Raw genomic sequence first — 18,303 nt, 5'->3', positions numbered from 1 at the left:
AACCGCCCGCGACAAGCGCGAGCGGAATGGATAGCTTCTAAAGTGGATCAGTTCTGCCGTGAGCTCAGGCTTAAAACTCTTCCCAACCGGATTTGACAGCGGCATTGCCATTGAAGGCCGCCGTAATCTTGCGGCCCAATGCGCGGGCAGGAGAATGAACCGGACGTTCCGCTGACGTGGCTTGGCGAACCGGCGCCTCGTAGCCTGCCTCTCCCAGCTTGAACTGACCCAGCAGGCGGTTGAGCGAAGCGGCCTCACGGGCCAGACCATGGCTGGCTGCCGTCTGCTCTTCGACCATGGCAGCGTTCTTCTGCGTGTCCTGATCCATCTGGTTCACAGCCGTATTGATCTGCTGCAGACCGGACGACTGCTCCTGTGCCGCATCCACAATCGCCACAACGTGGCGGTTGATATCCTGCACCTCCGCCACGATGGCTTCCAGGGCACGCCCCGTCTCGCCGACCAGTTGCACGCCCTGCTGGACCTGCGTGTTGGATGTCGTGATCAAGCCCTTGATATCCTTGGCCGCATTGGCGGAACGTTGCGCCAGTTCGCGTACTTCCTGAGCAACGACAGCAAAGCCTTTGCCTGCCTCACCCGCACGGGCCGCTTCCACACCCGCATTTAGCGCAAGAAGGTTTGTCTGGAAGGCAATCTCGTCGATGACGCTGATGATTTTGGAGATTTCAGACGAAGACTTTTCGATCTGCTCCATGGCGACAACAGCATTGCGGACCACCTCACCGGACTGCTCGGCACCAGTGCGGGCCTTTGCCACGATGTGTCCGGCTTCCTGGGCGCGTTTTGTGGAATCCTTCACCGTGGTGGTGATCTCTTCCAGAGCCGCTGCGGTTTCCTCGACCGACGCTGCCTGCTGTTCCGTGCGCTTGGCCAGATCATCGGCAGCGGCGCGGATTTCATTGGCAGCGGCGTCGATACCGCGAGCATTCTCGGCCACCTGGCTCAGCGCAGACTGAAGTTTTTCGGCAGAGGAATTGAAGTTTTCACGCACCGCATCGAGATGGGCGGCAAAGGGCTGGCTGATGCGGTAGGACACATCGCCGTTGGAGAGACGCGACAGCGCAGATGCCAGATTTTCGACAGCAAAACTGGTATCTGCCGCTTCCTTCGCCTTCTGCTCCTCTCGGGCAAGGCGTTCCTTCTCGGACAGGCTACGATTGGCGTCAGCTTCTGCCTCCAGACGGATACGCTCAATGGCGTTGTTGCGGAAGATGACGACATTCTGTGCCATTTTTCCGATCTCGTCCTTGCGGTCTGCGCCGGGAATTTCCAGATCGACATTGCCTGACGCCAGCGATGACATGGAGCCCGTCATCAATTGAATGGGCTTGATAACGCCGCGCGTGACAACGAGAACGGAAACAGCTGCCAGCCCCAGGGCAATCGCACCGAGGACCGCCAGGGTTTGCAGGATGAAATCTCTGAGATCATCACCGGCCACCAAACCATCTTTGGCTGCGGTCAATTGTATGTCTATGAGTTTGGAAACGGATTCTCCCAGGGGGTCGATGATTGCATAGAGTTGGGTATCGGCAAATTTGCTGATTTCTTCCAGATTACCACCCTGCAAAAGCGTGATGACGCCCTGTAGTTTCTGGTCCGCCGATTGCCGCAAGAGCTGGAATTCGTCGGCAAGCCGTTTCTCGTCCACCGTCAGATACGTCGCCATATAATCCGTCCAGGACTTGTCGATGCTCTGCATCGCGCCCCGGATGCTCTGGACACCCTGTTCAGTGGTCAGCGCACCGCCACTCACCTTGTGGACGGTGTCCACAATCTTGACGGCATAATCATCGGATATGGATTTCAGCTGCGCCATGGGGACAACACGGTCCGCCACGATGCTGTGCAGCAATTTTCCTTCTTCATTCAATGCATAAAGAGAGAACAAGGAGGTCACAGCAAGTATTGCAACAAGAAAAAATACACATGACAATAGTTTAGAACGGATAGACATAGATATCCTCTTGAGCAGCACAGAACCGCGGAATTGCGGTGGCTCATATGGCATTGAACGATGTACAGAATGCGTGATGAAGAGTGATATCGAACTATTAATTAGATATGAATCATGTGTGATATGGCAATGGATTCAGCAATTTACACGCCGCCTGATCAAGTGACGACAGCTTCGCGTGAGAACACCAATCAGAGGGTGTGTAATAGTTTATTAATATTTCCTGAAAACCAACCATTGAGAGAAAGTATAAGGCAGCACTTAACAAGACTTGATAAATATCAAAAACGTGCCGTTACGTCAGATCCGACCCCGCAGGCATTTATTTTTGTAAAATGACGAAAAAAACGACGATCAGGCGCTTAAACGGCTTCGATCAACCGCTCTGCCATCTGCAAATCGACGGAAACCAGTTGCGAAACGCCCTGCTCGGCCATGGTCACACCGAACAGGCGATCCATGCGCGCCATGGTGATGGGGTTGTGGGTGATGATGACGAAACGCGTTTCGGTGGATGCCACCATCTCGTCCATCAGGTTGCAATAACGCTCGACATTGTGGTCATCCAGCGGCGCATCCACCTCGTCCAGCACGCAGATGGGTGCGGGGTTGGTGAGAAACACGGCGAAGATCAGCGCCATGGCAGTCAAGGCCTGCTCACCGCCTGACAATAGCGTCATGGTCTGCGGCTTCTTGCCCGGTGGGCGGGCGAGAATTTCCAGCCCTGCTTCCAGCGGATCATCCGATTCGATCAGTTGCAGTTCCGCCGTGCCGCCGCCGAACAGGTGGGTGAACAGGCGCTGGAATTGCGTGTTGACGATATCGAAAGCGGCGACCAGACGCTCGCGGCCTTCGCGGTTGAGATTATGAATGCCCGCCCGCAGCTTGCGAACGGCGTCAATAATGTCGTCGCGCTCCTTGATGAGGGCGGCGAGTTTTGCCGAAAGCTCGGCCTGCTCCTCCTCGGCACGCAGATTGACCGCGCCCAGACGTTCGCGCTCGATTTTCAGCCGGTCGAGATCCCGTTCGACATCACGGATTTCCGGCATGGGCGCATCGACGGCAAGACCCGTCAGGCGGAAGGCCATATGCGGCTCGACATTGAGTGCTTCACGAATGCGGTGCTCGCCTTCCTGACGCTTTTCGCGGGCCGAAACCAGACGCTCTTCCGCACGCCCGCGCTTTTCACGGGCTTCCGCCAGTTCGGACAGGGCAATCGTCGCAACGCGATCCGCCTGACGCTGATGGTTTTCTGCCTCCACCAGCTGGTCGGCGGCAAGACGACGGGCCTCTTCCGTCTTTTGCAATTCCGTCAGAAGATTGCGGCGCTTCTCATCGAATTCTTCAGGCGCGATATCCAGTTCGGCGAGCTCGTCACGGGCTTCGTCTTCACGCTCACGAAGCGTGGCAATGTGGCCGCTGGCGCTTGCGGCCCGTGCTTGCCATGTCGCGCGCTCCTGCGCGATGGCGTTGATCCGGCGCTGGCGCACCTCGGCCTCGCGGTTCAAACCTTCGTGTCGCGCACGGGCCTCGGCCAGCAGGCTGCGGTCAGTTGCCACCTCCAGCTGGGTTTCCTTGAGGCGCAGGTCGATATCGGAGAGATCGGCAGCGTCTTCCAGCTCGATCAGGGCATTTTCTTCCTGAGCAACAATCTCTTCGATCTGCCCACCGATCTGCTTGATGGCTTCAGACACGACATCGCGGCGGCGCAGAAGATCGCCGGAAGCACGCTCTGCCATGGAAAGCGCATCACGGGCATCCACAAGCTGGCGGGATGCGAGGCGACTTCTTTCCCGCGCATCGGCAAGCTGGCTCTCGGCAGAGCCAATCTCGTCAGCGCATGTCGCAAGCTGCTCCTGCGCTTCATCAAGCGCATAGCGGGCCTCTTCGCTCTCGTTTTCCAGTTCCGCCAGGCGGTTCTTTTGCGAGAGCCTCAGCGCGGCATTGCCCGGCGCATCGGCACCAGTAATATGGCCATCCCAGCGCACCAGCGCGCCGTCTTTCGTGACCAGCCGCTGGCCGGGCTTTAGCGCGGACATCAGCCGCATGGCCTCGTCCATGCTGGAGACCAGACCTGTCTGGCGAAGGGTGCGGTTCAAAGCCTTGGGGCCATCGACATGCGAGAGCAGCGATGCAACACCTGCCGGTAGCGCCGGGTCGTCGGCACCATCGCCATTGTCAGTCCAGTATGCGGCGGCGGCGGAATCGAGCGGGCTTTCGAGATCATCCCCAAGTGCCGCACCAAGGGCTGCTTCAAAGCCGCGCTGCACCGTCAGGTCTTCGGCAACGGGCGTAAACGAGCCGGAGACGGCACCGGCTGCCAGCATTTTTGAAATGGTGCGCGCTTCGGTTTCCAGCGCGTTCAGGCGGCTGCGCGCAGCCTCAACCGGGCCTCGCGCCAGAGCTTCGGCGGACCGTGCATCGGCAACAGCGGTCTCGGCATCCTCCACCACGAGCATCGCGTCTTCGACGGCAATTTCTGCCGCCTCTACACTTTCGCGCTTTTCCGATGGATCAGGCAGACGGGACAGCTTTTCATCGATGTTTCCAATCTCGCCAGCAGCTTCCGATGCCTGACGGTCCAGACGCGCCTTGCGGTCTGCAAGATCACGGATGGTTCGTTCCAGTTGTCCGCGATTGGCGGCTGCGTCTGCACGCTGCGCCGTCAAGGCGGTGAAAGCCTGCTCACTCCGGGCCAGCTTGTCTGATGCTTCCTCGAAGGCTTGGCGCGTTTCTTCAGAATAGCGACCAGCGTCGGCCAGCATCTCCTGAATTTCCGCCTCTTCCTCATCAAGGCGCGCCAGAATATCGGCATTGTCGGCGACCATGCGTTCTTCACGCACGATGTCTTCGCCAAGCTGCGCAAGGCGGCGGGCAAGCTCATCGCGACGGCGCAGGATACGGTTGGTTTCCTCGTCCAGCTGGGTTCGGGCAATCTGCAGGCGTTGCAGTGCAGCGGCAACTCTGGCCTCGTTTTCGCGCAGTTCCGGCAGCCTCAAGCTGGCGATGGCCTGCTCCTTGGCGGCTTCCATCTGCCGTTGCGCTTTTTCGGCCACGATATTGGTCGCCTGATTGAGCGCGCTGTCCGCCTCGCCTTCCGCCTGCTTTGCCTCCACCCAGCGAATGTGCAGCAGCGTTGCTTCACGGGCGCGGATATCTGACGATAGCATCTTAAAGCGGCTGGCCTGTCGCGCTTGCCGCTTCAGGCTTTCGATCTGGCTTTCAAGCTGGGCGGTAACGTCTTCCAATCGTTCGAGGTTTGTCTCAGCGGCACGCAGGCGCAGTTCAGCTTCGTGACGGCGCGAATGCAGGCCGGAAATGCCCGCCGCTTCTTCCAGCAACTGCCGCCTCGCCTGTGGCTTGGCATTGATGAGTTCGCCAATGCGGCCCTGCCCCACCATGGAAGGCGAGCGCGCACCCGTGGAGGCATCGGCAAACAGAAGCTGCACATCCTTGGCGCGGGCTTCCTTGCCATTGATGCGATAGACCGAACCGTTTTCACGCTCGATGCGGCGTGTGACCTGAATTTCATCCGCATCGTTGAAGGCGGCCGGCGCGGTGCGGTCTGAATTATCGAGATAGAGACCGACTTCGGCGGTGTTGCGGGCCGGACGGTTGCCGGAGCCGGAGAAGATGACATCATCCATGCCGGAGGCGCGCATGTTCTTGTAGGAGTTTTCACCCATCACCCAACGAAGGGCTTCCACAAGGTTGGACTTGCCGCAGCCATTGGGGCCGACAACGCCGGTAAGCCCCGGCTCGATGATGAATTCGGAGGGCTCGACAAAGGATTTGAAGCCGAGAAGACGCAGCTTGTTGAATTTCATGCCGCTGCTCTATCGTCAAAAAAAACGGGCGCACAGATGTATCCGTCTCCCGTTTTTGTCAGGTAACGTCTATTAGAGCAGGCTGTCGACAAGCGCCGACATTTTTTCAACAGACATATCTCCAGCGTAGCGCTTTCCATTGATGATGAAGGTCGGGGTCGAGTTGACGCCGAATTCCGTCGCACCGCGTTGCATCGTTGCGTTCACATCATCCAGAAGCTTCTGGTTCGTCAAGCAGGCCTCGAAGGTCTCCTGTGAAAAACCGGCCAGTTTCGACATTTGCAGCAGGGCTGCGCGTGCATCCTGCGCCGTTGCCCAGCTCTGCTGCTGCTTGAACAGCATGGAAACGAACGGATAATACTGCTGCTCTGGCGCGCAACGGGCCAGCATGAAGGCCGCAGCCGCACGCGGATCGAACGGGAATTCGCGGATGACGAAGTAGACCTTGCCGGTATCGATGTACTTCTTCTTGATTTCTTCAAATGTGGTGTTGTGGAAATGCGCGCAGTGCGGGCAGGTCATCGACATGTATTCGACGATCTTGACCTTTGCATTCACGTCTCCAAGACCACGGTCCGGCAGCGGGCCGGGCTTCATGACCGCGTCCATATCCACATTGCCGGATGATTCGGGCAATTCCTGCGCAAAGGCGGAGCCCGGTGTCAGTGCGAATGGCAGGGCGACAGCAACTGCGGCCAGTGCAACACCGCCAAGCAGGCTGCGGCGAGAGATATTGAATTCTGGAAAATGCATCTAGCACCTGTGTGTGAAAGACTGAAATTGTCTACAATTGCGATATAGTGGCTGCCCGAGCAGAACAAGCGGCCATTTCTTTTCTTCTTGTCAAAGAATTGTGACCAGTCAAGGACCGTCTGGACTTAGACCTGCGTCAAATCGTGCCACGGCGGACGCGCTTTTGCAAAACGGCAGTGCCCAAACGTTCAACCGCCTTACGCAGCACATCGCTTTCAATGCCATCCATCATGCCTTCCAGCCGCTTTGCGGCATCACCACGCAGCGGCAGCGGCTTGGGGCGACGGTTGAGCGTTCGCGACACGGGCTTCTGGACGATCCTGATCTGGCGCACGGCGGGAAAGCCGAAGAAACCGTTGATGCGAGCAATCAACTCCCCCTGGGCATGGGTCAGAAACAGGGCGCGCGCGCCTTCACAGGCAATGGTCAAAACGCCCGCCTGATATCCGCCGCGATCCGGCCCCTCATCGCGCCGTGGCCAGCTAATCTTTTCCGGCCGCGTGCAATCGGCAAAGTCCGCACCGGCAATTTCATCCCATGAACCAAGAAGTGCCGTGCTGATACCGGCTCTCTTGGCCAGCACCGGATCGATGATGCCGTTTGCGATTTCGGCAATCTGGATAACGCCTCTGCGTGGCTTTTTCATTGTTTACTCATGGACTCTTTTTTGCCTGCACGTGATGGGCTTGATCGACGCAAGCGGATGGCCCAAGTATAGGCCCAATATGAGGGCCACAGCAAACCATGCTTCAGAAAACTGACAACCCGCCTTACGCGGACGTGCTGCTGGCATGGTACGACCGGCACCACCGCGACCTGCCATGGCGCACATCACCGCCGATGGCGGCCAAGGATTTGCGGGCCAATCCCTACCACGTCTGGCTGTCCGAGGTGATGCTGCAACAGACCACGGTGCAGGCGGTGAAACCCTATTTCGCCAAGTTTCTGGCGCTCTGGCCAAGGGTGGAAGATCTGGCCGCCGCTCCCAGCGACGATGTAATGGCCGCATGGGCAGGTCTTGGCTATTACGCCCGCGCCCGCAACCTGAAAAAATGCGCCGAAACGGTTGCCAGTGAGCATGGCGGGGTGTTTCCAGACACCGAGGAAGGCCTGAAAAAACTTCCCGGCATTGGCGATTATACGGCAGCAGCCGTTGCGGCCATCGCGTTCAACCGTCAATCGGCTGTGCTGGATGGCAATGTGGAACGGGTGATTTCCCGCCTGTTTTGCATCGACGCCCCCCTGCCCGGATCCAAGCCCGCCATGCGGGCAAAGGTGGCGCAGATTACGCCCGCTGACCGTCCGGGCGATTTCGCGCAGGCCATGATGGATCTGGGTGCAACAATCTGTACGCCGAAGCGTCCGGCCTGTGCGCTCTGTCCCTATAAGGACCACTGTCTGGCGCTGGCGCAGGATGAGCCGGAACGTTTTCCGGTAAAAGCTGCCAAGAAGGCAAAGCCGGTGCGTCTGGGTGCCGCCTTCGTTGCGGTGAACGACAGGGGTGAAATCCTTCTTCGCCGCCGGATTGAAACCGGCCTGCTGGGTGGCATGACGGAGGTGCCGACGACCGCATGGACATCACGCATCGATGGCGGCACCGGCACAGACCACGCGCCCTTTGCTGCGGACTGGGAAGCGGCGGGTAGCATTACCCACGTCTTCACCCATTTCGAACTGCGGCTTTCGATTTACCGCGCCAAGGTAACGAGCGCTGAGATGCGGCTGACCAATGACGGATGGTGGGAGCCAGTCACAAATCTTGATGCCCAGGCCCTGCCAACGGTGATGAAAAAAGCCATCACACAGGCTATTCCATTGGCCTTCGACACTGCTTAGGAAACATTGATGCCCAAGATCAACCATATCGTTTTCGACATCGGCAAGGTTCTGATCCATTATGATCCGAACATTCCCTATAGTCGCCTTATTCCCGATGCGCAGGAACGGGCGCGGTTCTTCGAGACCGTTTGCACCCATGAATGGAACCTGGAACAGGATCGCGGGCGCAGTTGGGAAGAGGCAGAGGCGCTGCTTCTGGAAACCCACCCGGAGAGAGAAGACCACATTCGCGCCTTCCGTCTGCACTGGCACGAAATGGTGTCCCACGCCTATGATGATTCCGTCGCTATTCTCAAAGGTCTGATCGATGGCGGTCACGACGTGACAATGCTGACCAATTTCGCATCCGATACATTTCGCGAAGCACAGAAAATGTATCCGTTTCTCACCCTATCTCGCGGCGTGACGGTTTCAGGCGATGTCGGCCTGATCAAGCCGGATGTGGCGATCTACGAACTTCACGCCGAGACCTTCGGCCTAGACCCGGCAAGCAGCATCTTCATCGACGATTCACTTGCGAATGTCGAAGGTGCGAAGGCTGCGGGCTGGCAGGCGGTTCATTTTAAAGATGCGGAGACATTGAAAGCTGATCTGGCCGCGCATGGCGTCTACGCTTGAGATGAGAATGGCTGGTGCAGGCGAAAATGGCGGTCTTCTACCTGCACCAGTCTGGCTGCAAGCAACCAGATTAGTAAATCTCGATCTCGGGAAAGTTGCCGTCTTTGTTCTTCGGTCCCGGCATCCCTGACATCATTTCTGATATCCGGGCAGGTCCGTTGGCGGCTTGCTATGGCTCCCTTGCACCGACTAGCTAGAGACCCATACTTGCCCCAGGCTTTCCAGGCAATTGATATGCTTAAGAAATTTCTGATATGATTAACGACGGATACACAGACGCCCGGCGTTCAGAGAAGGCCGGGCGTCTGTTACTCTTCATCCGGGACTGAAGGTACTAAAACCGGACGAAGTATGCGCGGCGGGTAGACCCGCCTTTTGGGCAAGAGCGCAAGCGGTGGATCGCCTTATCCGGCCTTTGCCATTTCATTGCGGATAATGGTTCGCAGATCATCGATAGGCTTCAGGGCGTCGCCATCCTCGTAGTGCCAGAATGTCCAGCCATTGCATGCATCCAGCCCTTGCACCTTTGCGCCGAGACGGTGAATGGAGCCAGCGGAGCCAGCGGATGCAATCGTGCCGTCAGCCCTGATAATGGCGCTGTAGCGACGTTTCGCATCTGTCAGAACCTGACCGGGACGTACAAGGCCGCTTTCGAGAAGCACGTTGAACGCAACGCGAGGTTCGGCCTTCTTGCCGGTCATGACGGTGAGTTCCGCCTTGCCCAGAGGCTCCACTGCGGCGATGCGCGCAGAGGCCGCATCGATATAATCCTGCTCCCGCTCAATGCCGACAAAATGACGGCCGAGACGCTTTGCCACCGCACCCGTGGTGCCGGAGCCGAAGAATGGGTCCAGCACGACATCACCCGGCTTTGTGGATGCCATGATGATGCGGGCCAGCAGTGCTTCCGGCTTCTGGGTTGGGTGGACCTTCTTGCCATCATCGCCCTTCAGCCGTTCATGGCCGCTGCAAATCGGGAAAAGCCAGTCGGAGCGCATCTGCACGTCATCATTGGACGCCTTCAGGGCTTCGTAGTTGAAGGTGTAGCTTTTCGCCTTCGCATCACGGCTGGCCCAGATCATGGTTTCATGCGCGTTCTGGAAACGGCGGCCCTTGAAGTTTGGCATCGGGTTGGTCTTGCGCCAGACGATATCGTTGAGGATCCAGAAGTTCATATCCTGAAGAATGGAGCCGACGCGGTAAATGTTGTGGTAGGAGCCGATGACCCAGATGGTGCCATTGGGCTTCAGCACGCGGCGGCAGGCCAGAAGCCAGGCGCGGGTGAAGGCATCATAGGCCTCGAAGGACGCGAACTGATCCCAGTCATTATCGACGGCATCAACCAGAGACTGATCCGGGCGGTGCAGGGAGCCACCGAGCTGGAGATTGTATGGAGGGTCGGCAAAGATCGCATCCACAGACTGGCTGGGAAGTGCCTCGAGTGCGGCAACGCAATCACCCTTGATGATGCTGTCTTTCCAGGCGTCGCTTTCACCTGCAAGATCAAAACCGGCACGCCGAAAATCGGCTAGCGGAAACACTGATGCCATAGGTACTCGCTCCATACGCTTACTCGACTAAACTGACCCTTATGGTTACCGAAGTTGGTTATCAAAGCCTGAACGCGGCGTGCAAAAACGTGCTAAGTGCGTAAAAAAATTCGCTGACTCGTCATAAAGTGGGAATGGACAGGGTTAATCGGGCCAGCAACTGACGCCCTTACCGCTTGCAGATAGGCGAGATGCCCCCTCGCCCAAACGCGGCGAACTTCACCCAGGAAAATCAGCATTTTACTGTTCATCGTGATTCATTGGTGACCAATGGAACCATACGTCACTTTTGACGTTGTGATTTCGGAGTTTTGGGTGCCATCTAGAGATGGCGCCAAGGCTATGGGTTGCAGGGGTATTTTCAGAATGCGCGTTTCTATCATTGTTGTTTCTACGCTTCTCGCCAGCACTGCCTTTGCGCAGACCGCTACGCCGTCGGCTCCAAAGCCGCAGATCAACGTCAAGACGGATGCGATGCTCGTTTCGGGCGGTCCATCGCTTGGCGATAGCGACAAAGTTCGCTGGGATTTTTACAAGGCTGACAGCGCAGGCAATGCGAGCACCGAAAATGTTGGCGGCGCTTACGACGCGACATTCGAGGAGAAAATCCCGGTCGGCAAATATGTGGCCGTCGCAAGCCTCGGCAATGTTTCCAAGACCATTCCCGTTGAGATTACCGATGGCAAGGTCGCGCAGGTCAACGTCGTGTTCGATGCAGCACTGCTGACCATCGTTCCAAAGCGCAGCGCAGACAGCAAGGAAGCCGAGCCACAGGCGCGTGTTGATATCAAGCAGGGCACTGCATTTACCGATAGCATCTATGGCGCCAAGGAAATTTACGTTCCGGCTGGAGAGCTGAAGCTGGAGGGCCAGATCGGCCCGGCACAGGCTTCGGAAACCATCAGCGTCAAGGCTGGCGAGACTGTCAGCCGCGATCTCATCATCCCCAGTGGTGTCGTGGTTGCCAACGCTGTTTACAAGGACGGCGGGCGCGCCGTTGAAACCGACAATATTCGCTTCGAGACCGTTTCCACCGATGAAACGCTGGATGGGACACGGGAAACGATCACCGGCTCCTATGGTGTGGGCAAATTGATGCAGATGCCCGCTGGCTCCTTCATCATGCGGGCGCGGTTGGGCAAGGTCACCGCTGAAACGCCGTTCAACGTGACGGCTGGACAGCGCACAACTGTCACTGTCAATCTCGACGCTGGCGTGCTTGCCGTGACAGCCAAGGATGCACAGCGCATCGACATCATGGAAATCACGAAAGACCTGCAAGGCACCCAGAAGGAAATTTCCGGTCGTTACGATACCAAGCATCAGGAAACCCTGCATCCCGGCGAATATACCGTGAAGGTGACCTATGATGACAAGACGCGCCGCGAGCCAAAGCTGGTCAACGCCACAGTCACGGCGGCAGAACGCACGGAACTTAACATCACCGATTAATGCCTAGCTGCGGCGCTGTCTTGACGCCACAGAAATCATCCCCCGCGATGCGGTCGCAAAGGCTCGTCCATTCGCAGCCTGAGCAGGGTTGCCGCAGATGGCCGTGCTTGAAGCCCGCTCGCAGCTTTTCGACAAAGGCTGCGTCCGGCACCAGCCGCTGGCCGATGTGCAGGCTTTGGCCCAGCCATTGCCCAACGGCATCGAGCGCGCTTGCATCGCGCCCGACCACGCTCTTTCCGAAACAATGCGCGTCCTTATCATCCAGCAAGGGCGCGCAGATATCGTCCGGGCCGGATATGATTTCGATATCCTCCCCACCCCGCAACCGCGCGGCGACACGATCATAATTGACCATGAAGCCGGGCGTATAGCCTTTGCCGACATAGGTCAGCATGCACAGCAGATGATGTGCCCTTAGACGAATGGTCACTTGGCGGCTTGCGCACGCAAAGCGAGGACTTTGAGGACGGCAGCGGCCAGAGCCGATTTCAGCACCGCGCCGAGAATGAACGGAGCGACACCGGTAATCCAGGCTTTTTCGGCGCCGAGCAGACCTGCAAGCCACACCCAGCCGAGCGCAAGGCCCAGAGCATTTGCACCGAAGTGAAGCAGGAAGCCCGCGAACTGACGATCACCGCTGATGCCCTTTTCCGTCATGAAGCCAACGAGTGCCGCCATGATGGGGAATGAAACGAGATAGCCAGCCGTGGGGCCAACGAAGGGCGCGAGGCCGAATGCTCCGCCAGCCAGAACCGGCAGGCCAAGCATGGCTTCACCCAGCCAAGCCAGCACCGTCAGCGTGCCCAGCCGCCAGCCATAGAGCGCACCAATCATCGTGATGGCAAATGTCTGCATGGTGATCGGCACCGGTACCATGGGCACTGAGAGCCGTGATGCGAGAGCAAGAACCAGCGTTCCGGCGACGACAAACAGCGCCTGCTGGATGAACGATTTTGATGGGAGATCGAGAAATCCAGACGGGGCATTGGGAATGTGAACAGTCATGATGTCTTCCTTTCAAATTATAGATAATTTATAAAGACGCCATGATTGATAGAGCAGAATCCCTTTCGGAATCCAGTCTCGCTCCGAAAATTCACGCAAAGGTGCACCCGCCATGTGAATAGATTCCACATAAGACCAACGATTACAGCATGATATGCCGATATAAAATTATCTATAATTTACCCGACGATAGCAAAGGCTTCGCGTGTGGCGCCTGCGGATGTGCGCACCGCGGTGCGACCAATCCAGCGTACATGCCCCTCCAAAATGCGCACAGCCTCCTCATCGCGGCCGCCACGCAGGGCATCGATAATGGCGCGGTGATTGGTGTCTGTGCGCCTTTCCCACCCTGCCCGCCATGCCGAAAACAGGAAACGGGCGCTTGCTGCGTGAAGACCGTCTATGGCTTCCATCAGGCGCGGCATATTGCAGGGAGCGGTGATCAGCCGGTGGAACCGCCGGTTTGCCTCTTCCCATTGCCGCACGTCCATGGCCCTGTCTCCCGCAAGCGTCGCCGCTTCTGCCTCATCCAGAATGGTGGCCGTCATGTTGGGAATGGCGTGCCGCAGGGCCAACACTTCAAGCGCTGCGCGCATCTCGGCCACTTCCTGCACATCGGGAAGGCCGAAATCAGCCACTCGCACACCGCGACGTGGAATGCTGACGGCAAGCCCCTGCGCCTCCAGACGCCGGAACGCCTCGCGCACAGGCACATGCGACGCACCGAACTCCTCGGCCACATGGTCCTGCCTCAAGCGCTCACCGGGAGACAGCTCGCCGCGCACGATCCTTTCAGCCAGAGTCCGGCTGATTTTGGCTGCGATTGTGTCTTCGGGTTTGGATTTGGGTGATTTGGCCATGGCATGACATAGGACGGCGAAGAAATATTGTCGAGAAAGAGCGTCTCGCCTGTTTCGGTTGAGCTTGACGCCGACATCGGCTAAAAGCGGCCAAATCTTCCCGCATCAATCGCTAAGGAGAGCCCATGAGCGGCTTCGACCTCATCATATTCGACTGCGACGGCGTTCTCGTCGATTCCGAAGTTATCGCCGCCCAGGTCGAATCACACCTGCTGACCGAAGCGGGCTACCCGATCTCCACCGAGGAGATGGGCGAACGTTTCTCGGGCATGACCTGGAAGAATATTCTTCTCGAAATCGAGCGTGAGGCCAGCATTCCACTGTCCGCCTCGCTGCTCGAAAGGTCCGAGAAGCTTCTGGACGCCCGTCTCGAACGTGACGTAAAAATCATCGAAGGCGTCAAGACGGCACTGTCGCGCCTGACGACACCGCGTTGCATCTGCTCCAACTCATCCAGCGCCCGGCTGGACATGATGCTGACCAAGGTTGGCCTCAAGCCCTATTTCGATGGCCACATCTATTCGGCCAAGGATCTGGGCGCAGACCGCGTCAAGCCGAAGCCTGATATCTTCCTGCATGGTGCAAAACAGTTCAACGTTTCGCCAGACCGGGTCGTGGTGATCGAGGACTCCGTGCACGGCATTACCGGTGCCCGGGCGGCAGGCATGCGCGTTATCGGCTTTACCGGCGCTTCCCACACCTACCCGAGCCATGCAGACCGCCTGACGGATGCAGGCGCTGAAACCGTGATTGCCCGGATGCAGGACCTGCCTGCGACGATTGAAGCCCTGTCTGAATGGGCCGGAGTGGCGTGAAGCCACTCCCAAACCTGGCATACGTGGCGTAAAGCCACTCTCGCCGGGATAGAAGCGTTAGACGGAAAGGTGCCGGTTGGCACCTTATCCGCGGCGACCCTTCTTCGTGCTTGCAGACGCCCCGGTATCAAACGAGATGAAGACGTTCGTCTGGCGCGATGCGCCGCCAGGGCCGTTGGGAATGGCGACATTGGGGTTGTTGAAGATGAACTGCGTACCAGCCTCACCAGCCGGCAGATCAACCGAGAAATTCGTGACCTGCGAGTAGATCTCGCCGTCGCCGTCCTTCACCGTCACACGGATCGGGAGGGAAACCGGGCCGGGCTTGGAGAGCGGGCCGGGAACGAGACGGCCCTGCGCCAGAACATTCACGGTCAGCGTTGAATCGCTCATGCTGCACGAGCGCGTCGTGTCTGACAGGGAGGCCTGATAGACCAGCTTGGATGGATCATCCTTGGCGCCGCCCGCATAGATGCGGCGAACCGCTGTGCCATCGAGAATGGTGATGGTTGGGCAATTGGCCTGTACGACAGGTGCCACCGCCTGCGCCGTGGGCGCATTCACCGCCAGCGATTCCGACGGATTGGAAGAGTTGCAACCGGCGAGCACAGCCAGAAGCGATATGGTGGCGGACAAACGCAAAATATTCCCTGTCACTCTGTTCAACCCTTCAAAAACTATCCCGAGACAGGACCAGAGAACCCACTTATTGGCCTTTCATGCCTGTCGGCGATGGTCTATAGCAGCGGCGCTGGAAAAAATCGATTGGTTGTGTTCGGATTTGGCCTAATTTCGCAAATTGGCTTTAAAACGCGGCAAATCAAGGCCTTCAGCAGGTGAGCGGCAGACGATAAGGGATACTCTCGTGGAATATGTATCGACCAGGGGCAGCGCCCCATCGCTTGGTTTTTCCGACGCGCTTCTTGCGGGTCTGGCACGCGACGGTGGGCTTTATGTCCCGCGCGAATGGCCGACAATGTCCAAGAAAGAAATTCGTGGGCTGCGCGGCAAATCCTATCAGGAGATTGCCTTTGAAGTGCTCTACCGCTTTACCGGCCGCGAAATTCCAGCCGATACATTCCGCGCGATGATTGACGATGCCTATGCCACCTTCCGTCATCCAGCCGTCGCCCCTCTGGTACAGACCGGCCCCAACTCCTTCATTCTGGAGCTTTTCCACGGCACGACGCTCGCCTTCAAGGACGTGGCGATGCAGCTCATTGCCCGCCTGATGGATTACACGCTGACCCAGCGCAACGAACGCGCAACCATCGTCGGCGCGACATCTGGCGATACCGGTGGCGCGGCCATCGATGCCTTTGCGGGCCGCGACCGCACGGACATCTTCATTCTGTTCCCGAATGGCAAGGTATCGCCGGTGCAGCAGCGCCAGATGACCAGCTCCACCGCATCCAACGTGCACGCCATGGCCATCCACGGCAATTTCGATGATTGCCAGAACCTCGTAAAAGAGATGTTCAACGATGGCAAGTTCCGTGACAGCGTCAAGCTATCCGGCGTGAACTCCATCAACTGGGCGCGCATCATGGCGCAGGTCGTCTATTATTTCACCGCAGCACTTTCGCTGGGCGCGCCGGATCGCAAAATCTCGTTCACGGTGCCGACAGGCAATTTCGGTGATATTTTCGCGGGCTATGTTGCCAAGCAGATGGGCCTCCCCATCGACAAGCTGGTGATTGCGACCAACGACAACGACATTCTGGCACGCACGCTGAAAACCGGTCGCTACGAAATGCGCGGCGTGCATGCCACGACATCGCCATCCATGGACATCCAGATTTCCTCGAACTTCGAGCGTCTTCTGTTTGAAGCCTATGGTCGCGATTCCGGCGCTGTCAAACGCTCCATGGACGGCCTTAAGCAATCAGGTGCTTTCGATATCTCCGAAAAGGCGATGAAGTTCATAAAGAAGGATTTCCGTGCCGGTCGCGCCACCGAAAAACAGGTTGCCGACACCATCAAGGACACGCTTGCCGAAAGCGGATACCTTCTGGATCCCCACACGGCGTCCGCTGTTTTCGTGGCTAAAAAGCATGAGAAATCAGGCACTCCGATGGTCACGCTTTCCACCGCGCACCCAGCAAAATTTCCTGCTGCTGTAAAATCCGCTTGCGCAATCGATCCCGCGCTTCCACTATGGTTGTCAGATTTGATGAACCGGGAGGAGCGTTTCGACATTCTGGATGCTGAGCTGGACGCCGTTGAAACCTACATCGGCAAACATGCTCGCGCCAGCGGTCAGTGACGCGGAAAGACGTGATATGAGTGTAAATGTAACCCGGCTTTCGTCTGGGTTGACGGTTGTTACTGAGAAAATGCCGCATCTCGAAAGCGTCGCGCTCGGGGTGTGGATCAAATCAGGATCCCGTAACGAGACCGATGATGAGCATGGCATTGCCCATCTTCTCGAACATATGGCTTTCAAGGGTACGGCGAGGCGCACAGCCCGCCAGATTGCCGAGGAAATCGAGAATGTCGGCGGCGAGGTCAACGCCGCCACATCGACCGAAACAACCTCCTATTACGCGCGTGTTCTGAAAGATCACGTTCCTCTGGCCGTCGATATCCTTGCCGACATTCTGACGGAATCGGCCTTTGATGAGGCAGAGTTGGAACGCGAGAAGAACGTCATTCTTCAGGAAATCGGCGCTGCGACCGACACGCCTGACGATGTGCTGTTCGATAATTTTTCCGGCGTTGCCTTCCGCGACCAGACCATTGGCCGCCCCATTCTCGGCACGCCCGATACGGTTCAGTCCTTCACCACCGGCCAGATCCGCAATTATCTGTCCCGCAATTACACCACTGACCGCATCTTTGTGGTGGCTGCGGGTGCCGTGGACCATGACAGTTTCGTGAAGCAGGTAGAGCAGCGCTTTGCCAGCCTGCCGCAAATGCCTGCGACCACGCCGGTCATGGAAAAAGCCATCTACACCGGCGGTGAAATCCGCGAAACGCGCGACCTCATGGACGCGCAGGTGCTTCTCGGCTTTGAAGGCAAGGCCTATCACGCCCGCGATTTCTACTGCTCGCAGATTCTGGCCAATATTCTGGGCGGCGGCATGTCTTCGCGGCTGTTCCAGGAAGTGCGTGAATATCGCGGCCTGTGCTATTCGGTCTATGCCTTCCACTGGGGTTTTTCCGATACCGGCATTTTCGGCATTCATGCCGCAACCGGCAGCAACGATCTGCCGGAACTGGTTCCGGTCATTCTGGAAGAGTTGCGCAAGTCGTCTCAGGCCATTCATCAGGAAGAAATCGACCGCGCCCGCGCACAGATTCGCGCGCAGTTGCTGATGGGTCAGGAAAGCCCTGCCGCACGCGCTGGACAGGTTGCGCGGCAGATGATGCTCTATGGTCGCCCGATCCCCAATGATGAAATGATGCAGCGTCTCGGCGATATCACCACGACACGCTTGACCGATCTTGCGGGACGACTGTTTTTCGATACAGTTCCGACATTATCCGCCATCGGCCCGCTGGAAAACCTGCTGCCGCTTTCGGATATCACGGCAGAGCTTTCCGCGACGCCGTCCGTCAAAATGGCAAACGGCTAACGCCCGAAGGGCTAAGGAACCGTGGCGA

General features: G+C 57.8%; 16 protein-coding genes. 7 read left to right on the top strand and 9 right to left on the bottom strand.

Features of this window, described 5'->3' with window-relative positions; all coding sequences use genetic code 11:
• Positions 1-70: 70 nt before the first annotated feature.
• Positions 71-1,978, bottom strand: coding sequence for a methyl-accepting chemotaxis protein (locus RQI55_RS09490; RefSeq protein WP_279290412.1), 1,908 nt, complete (start codon positions 1,976-1,978; stop codon positions 71-73).
• A gap of 114 nt (positions 1,979-2,092) precedes the next feature.
• Between RQI55_RS09490 and RQI55_RS09485 the strand changes: the two genes are divergently transcribed.
• Positions 2,093-2,317 (top strand): hypothetical protein, encoded by a 225-nt coding sequence (locus RQI55_RS09485; RefSeq protein WP_311272510.1) that lies wholly within the window; start codon positions 2,093-2,095, stop codon positions 2,315-2,317.
• A 23-nt stretch (positions 2,318-2,340) separates the two neighbouring features.
• On the opposite strand, the gene smc is transcribed toward RQI55_RS09485, so the two are convergent.
• From smc to RQI55_RS09470, 3 genes are all read right to left on the bottom strand, one after another.
• Positions 2,341-5,805, bottom strand: coding sequence for a chromosome segregation protein SMC (gene smc, locus RQI55_RS09480; RefSeq protein WP_243256505.1), 3,465 nt, complete (start codon positions 5,803-5,805; stop codon positions 2,341-2,343).
• 72 nt (positions 5,806-5,877) lie between these two features.
• On the bottom strand, positions 5,878-6,558 hold the full coding sequence (locus tag RQI55_RS09475; RefSeq protein WP_192063573.1) for a DsbA family protein: 681 nt from the start codon (positions 6,556-6,558) through the stop codon (positions 5,878-5,880).
• A 136-nt stretch (positions 6,559-6,694) separates the two neighbouring features.
• Positions 6,695-7,204 (bottom strand): DUF721 domain-containing protein, encoded by a 510-nt coding sequence (locus tag RQI55_RS09470; RefSeq protein ID WP_243256506.1) that lies wholly within the window; start codon positions 7,202-7,204, stop codon positions 6,695-6,697.
• A gap of 98 nt (positions 7,205-7,302) precedes the next feature.
• Here RQI55_RS09470 and mutY point away from each other — a divergent pair, with 98 nt between their 5' ends.
• A complete protein-coding gene (mutY, locus tag RQI55_RS09465) occupies positions 7,303-8,394 on the top strand; it encodes an A/G-specific adenine glycosylase (protein ID WP_243256507.1) in 1,092 nt (363 codons plus the stop codon).
• Positions 8,395-8,403: 9 nt separating this feature from the next.
• Complete coding sequence (locus RQI55_RS09460) at positions 8,404-9,015, top strand: HAD family phosphatase (RefSeq protein WP_243256508.1); 612 nt, start codon at positions 8,404-8,406, stop codon at positions 9,013-9,015.
• Positions 9,016-9,419: 404 nt separating this feature from the next.
• Here RQI55_RS09460 and RQI55_RS09455 read toward each other — a convergent pair whose 3' ends face one another.
• Positions 9,420-10,565, bottom strand: coding sequence for a site-specific DNA-methyltransferase (locus tag RQI55_RS09455; RefSeq protein WP_243256509.1), 1,146 nt, complete (start codon positions 10,563-10,565; stop codon positions 9,420-9,422).
• Between the two features lie 366 nt (positions 10,566-10,931).
• Here RQI55_RS09455 and RQI55_RS09450 point away from each other — a divergent pair, with 366 nt between their 5' ends.
• Positions 10,932-12,017 carry a hypothetical protein gene (locus tag RQI55_RS09450; protein ID WP_243256510.1) on the top strand — a complete coding sequence of 362 codons (1,086 nt, stop codon included), beginning with the start codon at positions 10,932-10,934 and terminating at the stop codon, positions 12,015-12,017.
• On the opposite strand, the gene RQI55_RS09445 is transcribed toward RQI55_RS09450, so the two are convergent.
• From RQI55_RS09445 to RQI55_RS09435, 3 genes are all read right to left on the bottom strand, one after another.
• Positions 12,007-12,447 (bottom strand): DUF1284 domain-containing protein, encoded by a 441-nt coding sequence (locus RQI55_RS09445; protein ID WP_243256511.1) that lies wholly within the window; start codon positions 12,445-12,447, stop codon positions 12,007-12,009. The genes RQI55_RS09450 and RQI55_RS09445 overlap by 11 nt on opposite strands.
• Positions 12,444-13,022, bottom strand: coding sequence for a biotin transporter BioY (locus tag RQI55_RS09440; RefSeq protein WP_243256512.1), 579 nt, complete (start codon positions 13,020-13,022; stop codon positions 12,444-12,446). Before RQI55_RS09440 ends, RQI55_RS09445 begins: the two co-directional genes overlap by 4 nt.
• Positions 13,023-13,201: 179 nt before the next feature.
• Positions 13,202-13,882, bottom strand: coding sequence for a GntR family transcriptional regulator (locus RQI55_RS09435; RefSeq protein ID WP_243256513.1), 681 nt, complete (start codon positions 13,880-13,882; stop codon positions 13,202-13,204).
• 125 nt (positions 13,883-14,007) lie between these two features.
• Here RQI55_RS09435 and RQI55_RS09430 point away from each other — a divergent pair, with 125 nt between their 5' ends.
• Positions 14,008-14,697 (top strand): HAD family hydrolase, encoded by a 690-nt coding sequence (locus tag RQI55_RS09430; RefSeq protein ID WP_243256514.1) that lies wholly within the window; start codon positions 14,008-14,010, stop codon positions 14,695-14,697.
• Positions 14,698-14,781: 84 nt separating this feature from the next.
• Here RQI55_RS09430 and RQI55_RS09425 read toward each other — a convergent pair whose 3' ends face one another.
• Positions 14,782-15,333 carry a PilZ domain-containing protein gene (locus RQI55_RS09425; protein ID WP_243256515.1) on the bottom strand — a complete coding sequence of 184 codons (552 nt, stop codon included), beginning with the start codon at positions 15,331-15,333 and terminating at the stop codon, positions 14,782-14,784.
• Positions 15,334-15,562: 229 nt separating this feature from the next.
• Here RQI55_RS09425 and thrC point away from each other — a divergent pair, with 229 nt between their 5' ends.
• Positions 15,563-16,963, top strand: coding sequence for a threonine synthase (thrC, locus tag RQI55_RS09420; protein WP_243256516.1), 1,401 nt, complete (start codon positions 15,563-15,565; stop codon positions 16,961-16,963).
• A gap of 16 nt (positions 16,964-16,979) precedes the next feature.
• Positions 16,980-18,275: a pitrilysin family protein gene (locus RQI55_RS09415; RefSeq protein WP_042618434.1), complete on the top strand. Its 1,296-nt coding sequence runs from the start codon at positions 16,980-16,982 to the stop codon at positions 18,273-18,275.
• Positions 18,276-18,303 lie beyond the last annotated feature (28 nt).

It is taken from the genome of Rhizobium sp. WCS2018Hpa-16, from assembly GCF_031843705.1.
GTDB lineage: Bacteria > Pseudomonadota > Alphaproteobacteria > Rhizobiales > Rhizobiaceae > Agrobacterium > Agrobacterium tumefaciens_C.
Note: the sequence above shows the minus strand (reverse complement) of the source record. Positions and strands in the feature narration are given on the sequence as shown.